Origin of the sequence: Flavobacterium sp., assembly GCF_029242675.1 — a bacterium.
Lineage (GTDB): Bacteria > Bacteroidota > Bacteroidia > Flavobacteriales > Flavobacteriaceae > Flavobacterium.
Window position 1 is genome coordinate 1 of the sequence record NZ_JAQWTM010000172.1, and the last position, 8,424, is coordinate 8,424.

Consider the following 8,424-nt stretch of genomic DNA (forward strand, 5'->3'; position numbering starts at 1 on the left):
AATATTTTCGCCTTCAGAAAAAATAGTAACCCATGGATCTTTATATTTTCCGGCATAGTCGTATTGAATATTTTCTAAGTTTAATTCGATAACTGAATTGCTTTTGACGGCTATTTTTTCAGAATCACCACCAAAAACTGCCCCTATAAAGAGTATTCCAAAGAAGAATAGCATAAAAAAAACAAATAGACCAATGATGGTCGCCAATACATTTCCTAAAAACTTCATAAATCTTATTTTTTTGATAGGTAGCAATTATGTACTAATTGTTACAGTTCTTTTGTTTTATTAAGCACCCCTTTGTGCCAACAGTTTGTGCAAATATATTGCTTATTATAAAATTGTTTTAGTTAATTTGTGCTTAATATGAAATCACAACATCAGGTCGTTTTATCGTTGGGTAGTAATCAAGGAAATAAACTTGAAACTATCGAGGTGTGTATTGCTTTAATACATAAGGAAATAGGTACTGTTATACAGGTGTCAAAAATCTATGAAACACCATCTTGGGGTTTCGAAAGTGCCGCTTTTTATAATTGCGCCTTGGTTTTACATAGCTTTCATACCGCTCAAAAAGTCTTAAATTTAGCGTTAAAAATTGAAAAAAAACTAGGGAGAATTAGAAATAATCAAGCTGGGTACCAAGCTCGAATTATTGATATTGACCTAATCGCATTTGATGAGGAAATCATAAATACAGATAAATTGCAAGCGCCGCATCCTTTACTGCAAAACAGGAAATTTGTTTTAATGCCTTTTCTTGATTTAGGGATTCAGTGGAAACATCCCGTTTTACATAAGACGGTTGCAGAATTGCTAGAATCCACCACTGACTCAAGTACTTGTACTGTGGTTACAAAAGTGAACAATCCACTAAGTAGTATTTCATTCGACCAATTTAATTACGTTGCTTTTGAAGGGAATATTGGAGCAGGGAAAACAACTTTAGTTACTAAAATAGCAGAGGATTTTAATGCTAAAACGGTATTAGAACGCTTTGCTGACAATCCTTTTTTACCTAAGTTTTATAAGGATCAAAATAGGTATGCCTTTCCATTAGAAATGTCTTTCCTTGCTGATCGGTATCAACAACTGTCCGATGATTTAGCACAATTTGACTTGTTTAAAGATTTTTTAGTTGCCGATTATCATATTTTTAAATCACTAATTTTTGCTAAAATTACTTTGGCAGAAGATGAATATCGTTTGTACCGCAATTTGTTTGATATTATTTATAAAGAAATGCCCAAGCCTGACTTGTATGTTTATTTATATCAAAATTCAGAGCGCTTGCTCCAAAATATTAAAAAGAGAGGACGTAGTTACGAACAAGATATTTCGGCTAGTTATCTAGAAAAAATTAATAGCGGCTATTTGGACTATATCAAGTCACAATCGGATTTGAATGTACTTATTATTGATGTTTCTGATAAAGATTTTGTAAAAAATCAAGAAGACTATCTTTTTATCTTAGGTGAAATTAAAAAGAAGTTGCACTAGTCCCCATTATCTCTTCAAGGAAAAATGTCCTTTTTTTTCCAATCCTGAATCGTCAATTTTTAAAACATACCAGTAATCGTCTGCGGGTAATGGGCTTCCGTTAAAAGTACCATTCCATTTTGGATTTTTTGGAGTAAGAATGCCTATTAATTTTCCGTATCGATTATATATACTAACCTTGGCAGTAGGAAATTCGAGTAGTCCATCGACTTGCCAATAATCATTATAAGTATCGTTGTTAGGTGTGAAATATTTAGGAACCACTATAGCAATGAAGGTTTCGCTGGCACTACTACAAAGGTTTACTTCTCGTACATAAGCAGTTTGGGTTCCGCCAGGGACATTATAAAATATATTGGCTTTTTGGTAATCAATTCCGTTTATAGAAAATTCATAGTAATCCTGACTTTGACTTAAGTTAATTGTTACGGTAGAATCATTGACATCGATGGAACTTATTACAGGAACCTCGTGTTCTGTCACCACAATAGTTTTTTCACTAGTACAATTATCACTATTGGTGATTGTTACCGTGTACGTTCCTATTGCACTAACTGTAATTTTTTGGGTGGTTTCGCCAGTCGACCATAAATAAGACAAATTAGGTAGTCCAGCGTCCAATAGTAACGAATTATCTTGTTGGCATTTTACAACTTCTTCACTTGTAGTTGGAGGAAGAGGAAAGATACGGACCTCGACTACGGTTCGGCTGGCACTCGTGCAACTGTTATTGACAGCTTCGGCGTAGTAAGTTGTGGTTTGATTTAAAAACGGACTTGTAAAACTATTTCCAGTAGCTAATAGCCTACCGTTATTGGGTGCATCATACCAATTAATTATTCCTACTGAACTCGTTGCAGTGATTGTTGCAGTTCCAGGACCACAACTTGAAGAGGGACTTGTGCTTACAATAGTTGGAATCGAGTCAATGGTAGCGGTTACAGCTGTTCGGGCCAATGTGGTACAATTATTTGCCGTTGCATCCACATAGTAAGTGGTTGTACTTGACAAGCTAGGAGTAGTAAACGTATTACCAGTAGCTATTGCTGTTCCTCCAGTTGCAGTTGTATACCAATTGATCGTACCTACAGAAGCCGTAGCCATAAGTGTTACGGGTCCTGCTTGACATTGTGCTGCAGGAGTGGTAGTTGTAATTAGTGGCGTTGGAATTATAGTAGCGGAAACCGCAGTTCGTGTTGCTGTAGTACAGTTTGCATTGTTACCTTCTGCATAGTAGGTTGTAGTTGATGTTAGTGTAGGTGTTGTAAAGGAAGTACCATTAGCAAGTGCCGTTCCTCCTGTTGGACTACTATACCAGGAAACAGTTCCAACCGAAGCAGTTGCTTGCAGTGTTACACTACCGCTACCACATTTAGTAGCAGGTGTTGTCGTGGTGATAGTAGGTGTTGCTGTTACTGTTGCCGTTATGGCAGTTCTACTGCTGCTGACACAGCCATTATTAGTTGCGTCAATATAATAAGTAGTGCTGTTGGAAAGGGTAGGTGTTGTGAACGTATTTCCCGAGGCAAGTGGCGTACCACCAGTTGAAGCAGCATACCAATTTATCGTTCCAGCTGAAGCAGTTGCGGATAATTGAATGGAACCTGAATCACATCTTTGAGCAGGAACAGTGGCGGTAATTGTGGGTATCGGAGAAATAGTCGCGATTACAGGAGTTCTAGCTCCAGTTGTACAGCCATTCGCGTTGGTAGCTGCGTAAAAAGTAGTTGTTGTATTTAGTATGGGTGTTGTAAATGATGTACCAGTTGCAAATAAAGTACCATTGGTAGGACTATCGTACCATTGAACCGTACCACCATTTGCAACAGCTTGCAGTGTGCTGCTTGCTGGCCCACATCTACTGCTTCCGGTACTTCCAACAATGTTAATCATCGTCATTTTTGTACTCGCTGATGTTTGAAGAGGTGCTTCACCTGGTAATCCGCCGTACTCGACGATGTATCCCTTGGGTTGGTAGTTTCCGCTAGGATCTCCAGTTAAAATTAAATCATTCCAGGAGCCAGGAATTCCAACTCCAGGGGCCGTAATATGAGCATAATCTTCGTTAGTGCCATTGGATTGATTTGGTTCACCATTGTTCCAAAAAGCAAAGTTAAATGATGCAGTAGTAGTACCGTTTGCTTGTCCTATCCAAAAAGTAATTCCGGTTCCACCATTAGCAAGGCCTTCCGGTCCAGTAACCCATTTCCACGTACCTTCAATTTCACTATCGCTACCGCCAATCCATCCTGCTCCAGGCGCTTGTGTACCAGCGAGCTGTGCTTCATCTGCTGCAGTTAAAGTGGCAAGATACCCTTGTAAACCGTAGTAGTTTCGAGCACTAGCAGCATTACGAGCATCTATCCATGAAATTCCAAGTGCTGGTACGTATTCATAAAAATGCCCATTACTAGGTAAATAACTAACGTTTCCTAATCCTAAATTTATTGAAAAAGCCCTATTGCCAGTTGGTGAAAGTGACGAACTAGAGTACACTACATCTTTTATGGCTGCTTCAAAATCAGAATAAGGAATGCCAGTTGGGTTAGAAAGTGTAAGTTTTCCTTCTAATGAAGACCAACTACTAGTAATGTTCGGATGAGACCCAATTAAACTCAGTAGGTCTTGCGCAATCACATATCCTGATGCTATTTGTATTGTAACCGATTTGGTTGTTGGTTCTAAGGGGTCATTAGTTATAATGACGGTCTCTACAATTTTTTGTTGAATACCGGGACAATATATTTGGTTTCCGGTCACCGTTATGGTAGGTGGAATAATTGCAGCAATTGTGCTTTTTTTAATCTTTTTAAGTTTAGGTTTCGTTTTTTCAGTGTTAGAAGCAAATCCTGTACTTGAATAAGTCAAGGACAGTAGTGCGAAGAAAAATAGAAGGCCAAACTTTTTCATGGTGGAAGATACAAAAAGGTAAATAGTAAAACAATTAATTAGGATATTGCATCTTAGCAAACAAATCCCACACCACGATTCCCGCGCTAACTGATATGTTTAGAGAATGCTTAGTTCCTAATTGCGGGATTTCGATGCACCCATCACACAAAGCTACCGCATCCTGAGATACTCCATGAACTTCATTACCAAAGACTAAGGCGTATTTTGTGTTTTTAGTAACCGTAAAGTCTTGCAAAAAAACTGCACTTTCCACTTGTTCAATAGCTAAGGTAACAATATTTTCCTTTTTTAAGTTTTCAAGTACTTCAAGTACATTTTCTTGGTGTTCCCAGGTAACTGTTTCGGTTGCGCCTAAGGCTGTTTTGTGAATTTCCTTATTAGGTGGAGTAGCGGTTATGCCGCACAGGTAAATCTTTTCTATTAAAAAAGCATCTGCCGTTCGAAAAACAGAGCCAATATTGTGTAAACTTCGAATATCATCAAGAACTAATATAATGGGTGTTTTATCAGAAGTTTTAAAATCTTCAATTGATTTACGTTCTAGCTCGTTGTTTTCCAGTTTTCTCATTCTAAAAGAGGTATTGTTTTTTTTAATAAAAAAAGCCCCCGCTTTGGCGGGAGCTTTTTATTACGTCTTAATTTGAAATCTAGCTTTTTGAAGCATTGTCATCTAAAACTACTCCTTTTATTGTTAGGATTTTAGTTGCTTGTCCTTCAGCATTTGAAGTTACAGTAACTGTTTTTGTAAATGGACCCACTCTATCAGTAGCATATTGTACACCAATTACACCTTTTGCTCCAGGAGCGATTGGCTCTTTTGGAGAAGTTGGAACAGTACATCCACAAGATCCTTGTGTATTAGTAATAATTAATGGTTTAGTTCCATTGTTAGTGAAAACAAATTCACGTTTCCCATTTGAATTGTGAGCAATTGTTCCGTAATCGATTGTTTCCGAAGCGAAAACCATTCCTGCACCATTAACTTTAACCGTTTTTGCAGCTGTTGCTTTGATCTTTTTAGCAGTTTCTTGAGCGTTAGAAGAATTGATTCCTAAAACGGCAACTAAGGCAAGTAAAAATATTTTTTTCATTTTAATACAACTTTATAATTATTAGAACAAATTTAAAGAAAAAATCGTGCCAATGACTTAAATTTTCCTTAAAAATGCTTTTAATTTTTGATTTAGGCGTTATTCGCCTTAAAATATTTAAATTCGCTGCTCTATTTTCTCATTAATTAAAATACGAAATAAGTTGGCATCTAAAGATAAAACGGTTAAAGAAACTCCATTAATGAAGCAGTACAATGAAATCAAAAGGAAGTATCCTGATGCTTGTTTATTGTTTCGCGTGGGAGATTTTTATGAGACATTTGGCGAAGATGCAGTTCGAGCTTCAAAAATTTTAGGAATAACATTGACCAAGCGAGGAGCTGGCTCAGAAACCGAAACCGCTTTGGCTGGTTTTCCACACCATTCGATAAATACTTATTTACCTAAATTAGTGAAGGCAGGTCTTCGAGTGGCCATTTGCGATCAGCTGGAAGATCCTAAAATGACAAAAACTATTGTCAAACGAGGTGTAACTGAACTCGTAACGCCAGGTGTTTCGATGAACGATGAAGTGTTGCAGTCTAAAACAAATAATTTCTTAGCTTCGATTTATTTTTCAAATAAAAGCATAGGGGTTTCATTTTTAGATGTGTCTACTGGTGAATTCCTAACCGCACAAGGAAACGCAGAATACATTGATAAGTTATTGCAGAATTTCAATCCCTCTGAGGTTTTAATCCAAAAAAACAATAAAAATACGTTCCGAGAAACGTTTGGTGATGATTTTCATTGCTTTTACTTAGAAGATTGGATTTATAAGGAAGATTACGCCTTTGAGACCTTGACGAAACATTTTCAAACCATTTCATTAAAAGGGTTTGGTATTGAGGAGTTAAAGGAAGGGGTGATCGCTTCAGGAGCAATTTTATATTATTTATCCGAAACGCAACACAATAAAGTACAGCATATTACGGCAATCCACCGTATTGCTGAGGATGCGTATGTGTGGATGGATCGCTTCACCATTCGTAATCTCGAATTGTATCACAGTTACAACCCTAACGCAGTTACTTTATTAGATGTAATTGATAAAACGCTTTCGCCAATGGGTGGTCGTTTACTAAAAAGGTGGTTAGCGCTTCCTTTAAAAGATGCAACCAAAATTAGAAATCGCCATCAAGTGGTGACCTATTTGAAAGAAAACCAAGAGGTTTTGCATAAGATGCAAAATCAAATTAAACAAATATCGGACTTAGAACGCTTAATTTCTAAGATTGCTGCCGGAAAGGTATCGCCACGCGAAGTGGTTTACTTAAAAGAATCCTTGGACGCGATTATACCCATCAAAACTTTAGCGCTAGAAAGTAAGCAGGAAGCCGTTAAGATAATTGGTGATAGCTTGCACAGTTGTGACTTGCTGCGTGAAAAAATAAAAATAACCTTAAATCAAGATGCGCCTGTCGCTGTTGCAAAAGGGAACGCGATTGCCAAAGGCGTAAATGCTGAGCTAGACGAGTTGCGAGCTATTTCTACTTCAGGAAAAGAATTTTTAGAAGGTATTGAGGCTAGAGAGTCGGAACGCACGGGGATTACTTCATTAAAGATCTCTTTTAATAATGTTTTTGGATACTATATCGAAGTACGAAATACCCATAAAGATAAGGTTCCTGCGGAGTGGATAAGAAAGCAGACGTTAGTCAACGCCGAGCGATACATTACCGAAGAGTTGAAAGAATACGAGGCTAAGATTTTAGGTGCCGAAGAAAAAATTCACAAAATTGAATCGGACTTATTTGAGCAATTGGTACATTGGATAGCAACGTATATCAAACCAGTGCAACTGAACGCAAATTTAGTGGCGCAACTAGATTGTTTGTGTTCCTTTACCCAATTAGCTTTAGAAAATAAATACGTTTGCCCTGAGCTCGATGAATCATTTGATTTGGAGATAAAAAATGGTAGACATCCTGTTATCGAAAAGCAGCTTCCTGTTGGCATTCCTTATATTGCCAATGATGTTTTTTTAGATAGAGAAAGCCAACAGCTGATCATGATTACGGGGCCTAACATGTCGGGTAAGTCCGCTATTTTGCGTCAAACGGCTTTAATCGTATTGCTAGCGCAAATGGGAAGTTTTGTCCCTGCTGAAAATGTACGTATGGGAGTTGTAGATAAAATTTTTACTAGAGTAGGAGCTAGTGATAATATTTCGATGGGAGAATCTACTTTTATGGTCGAGATGAATGAAACAGCTTCCATCTTGAATAATATTTCTGATCGCAGTTTAGTGCTGCTAGATGAAATTGGACGTGGAACAAGCACCTACGATGGAATCTCGATTGCATGGGCTATTGCCGAGTTTTTGCATGAGCATCCTTCAAAGCCTAAAACCTTATTTGCTACACATTACCATGAGTTAAATGAAATGAGTGAGCTATTGCCTCGAATTCAGAATTATAATGTAGCAGTTAAGGAATTAAAAGACACGGTGCTTTTTGTTCGAAAACTAGTAAAGGGAGGAAGTGCTCACAGTTTTGGAATTCATGTTGCTAAAATGGCGGGAATGCCGCAAATTGTAATTTTGAAAGCGCAAAAGCTTTTGAAAAAATTAGAGAAAGATCATTCAGGCGAAGCTTTAAACGGAATTAAATCCGAGAAAGAAGAGATGCAAATGAGTTTCTTTAACTTAGACGATCCCTTACTGGAAGAAATCAAGGAGGAAATACTAAATTTAGATATTAATACAATTACACCAATGGAAGCCTTGATGAAATTGAACGAAATTAAGAGAATGTTGACTCGAAAGTAATTTTTTTTTAATTTTTAAAGTTTAGGTTATCAAAACGTTAGCTTTTTTATTGATTTTTTTTCTAAAAAAGGCTTGTTTAATTCAAAAAAGGTGCTAAATTTGCATCCGCAATACAGAACAAGTATCGCGGTTCTTTTTAAAAATTGAAAA

5 protein-coding genes and 1 pseudogene are annotated in these 8,424 nt (G+C 37.1%); 2 read left to right on the forward strand and 4 right to left on the reverse strand.

Annotated elements, in window-relative coordinates; all coding sequences use genetic code 11:
* Positions 1 to 228, reverse strand: a pseudogene (locus P8M54_RS06785) (signal peptide peptidase SppA); the annotation flags it as partial.
* Positions 229 to 366: 138 nt separating this feature from the next.
* Here P8M54_RS06785 and folK point away from each other — a divergent pair.
* Positions 367 to 1,500: a 2-amino-4-hydroxy-6-hydroxymethyldihydropteridine diphosphokinase gene (gene folK / locus P8M54_RS06790; RefSeq protein ID WP_300286542.1), complete on the forward strand. Its 1,134-nt coding sequence runs from the start codon at positions 367 to 369 to the stop codon at positions 1,498 to 1,500.
* 6 nt (positions 1,501 to 1,506) lie between these two features.
* Here the strand turns inward: folK and P8M54_RS06795 are convergent, their stop codons facing one another.
* The 3 genes from P8M54_RS06795 to P8M54_RS06805 all read right to left on the reverse strand — a co-directional run bounded on the left by P8M54_RS06795 (position 1,507) and on the right by P8M54_RS06805 (position 5,504).
* A complete protein-coding gene (locus tag P8M54_RS06795; RefSeq protein ID WP_300286544.1) occupies positions 1,507 to 4,410 on the reverse strand; it encodes a T9SS type B sorting domain-containing protein in 2,904 nt (967 codons plus the stop codon).
* A 34-nt stretch (positions 4,411 to 4,444) separates the two neighbouring features.
* Entirely contained in the window at positions 4,445 to 4,981 is a 537-nt protein-coding gene (locus P8M54_RS06800; protein WP_300286547.1) for an RNA methyltransferase, read from the reverse strand.
* A 79-nt stretch (positions 4,982 to 5,060) separates the two neighbouring features.
* Positions 5,061 to 5,504 carry a DUF1573 domain-containing protein gene (locus P8M54_RS06805; protein WP_300286549.1) on the reverse strand — a complete coding sequence of 148 codons (444 nt, stop codon included), beginning with the start codon at positions 5,502 to 5,504 and terminating at the stop codon, positions 5,061 to 5,063.
* A gap of 163 nt (positions 5,505 to 5,667) precedes the next feature.
* Here P8M54_RS06805 and mutS point away from each other — a divergent pair, with 163 nt between their 5' ends.
* Complete coding sequence (mutS, locus tag P8M54_RS06810) at positions 5,668 to 8,274, forward strand: DNA mismatch repair protein MutS (protein ID WP_300286551.1); 2,607 nt, start codon at positions 5,668 to 5,670, stop codon at positions 8,272 to 8,274.
* Positions 8,275 to 8,424 lie beyond the last annotated feature (150 nt).

Coding starts and splice junctions, on each gene's coding strand:
- folK (WP_300286542.1), top strand. CDS start 367: ATGAAATCACAACATCAGGTCGTTTTATCGTTGGGTAGTAATCAAGGA.
- P8M54_RS06795 (WP_300286544.1), bottom strand. CDS start 4,410: ATGAAAAAGTTTGGCCTTCTATTTTTCTTCGCACTACTGTCCTTGACT.
- P8M54_RS06800 (WP_300286547.1), bottom strand. CDS start 4,981: ATGAGAAAACTGGAAAACAACGAGCTAGAACGTAAATCAATTGAAGAT.
- P8M54_RS06805 (WP_300286549.1), bottom strand. CDS start 5,504: ATGAAAAAAATATTTTTACTTGCCTTAGTTGCCGTTTTAGGAATCAAT.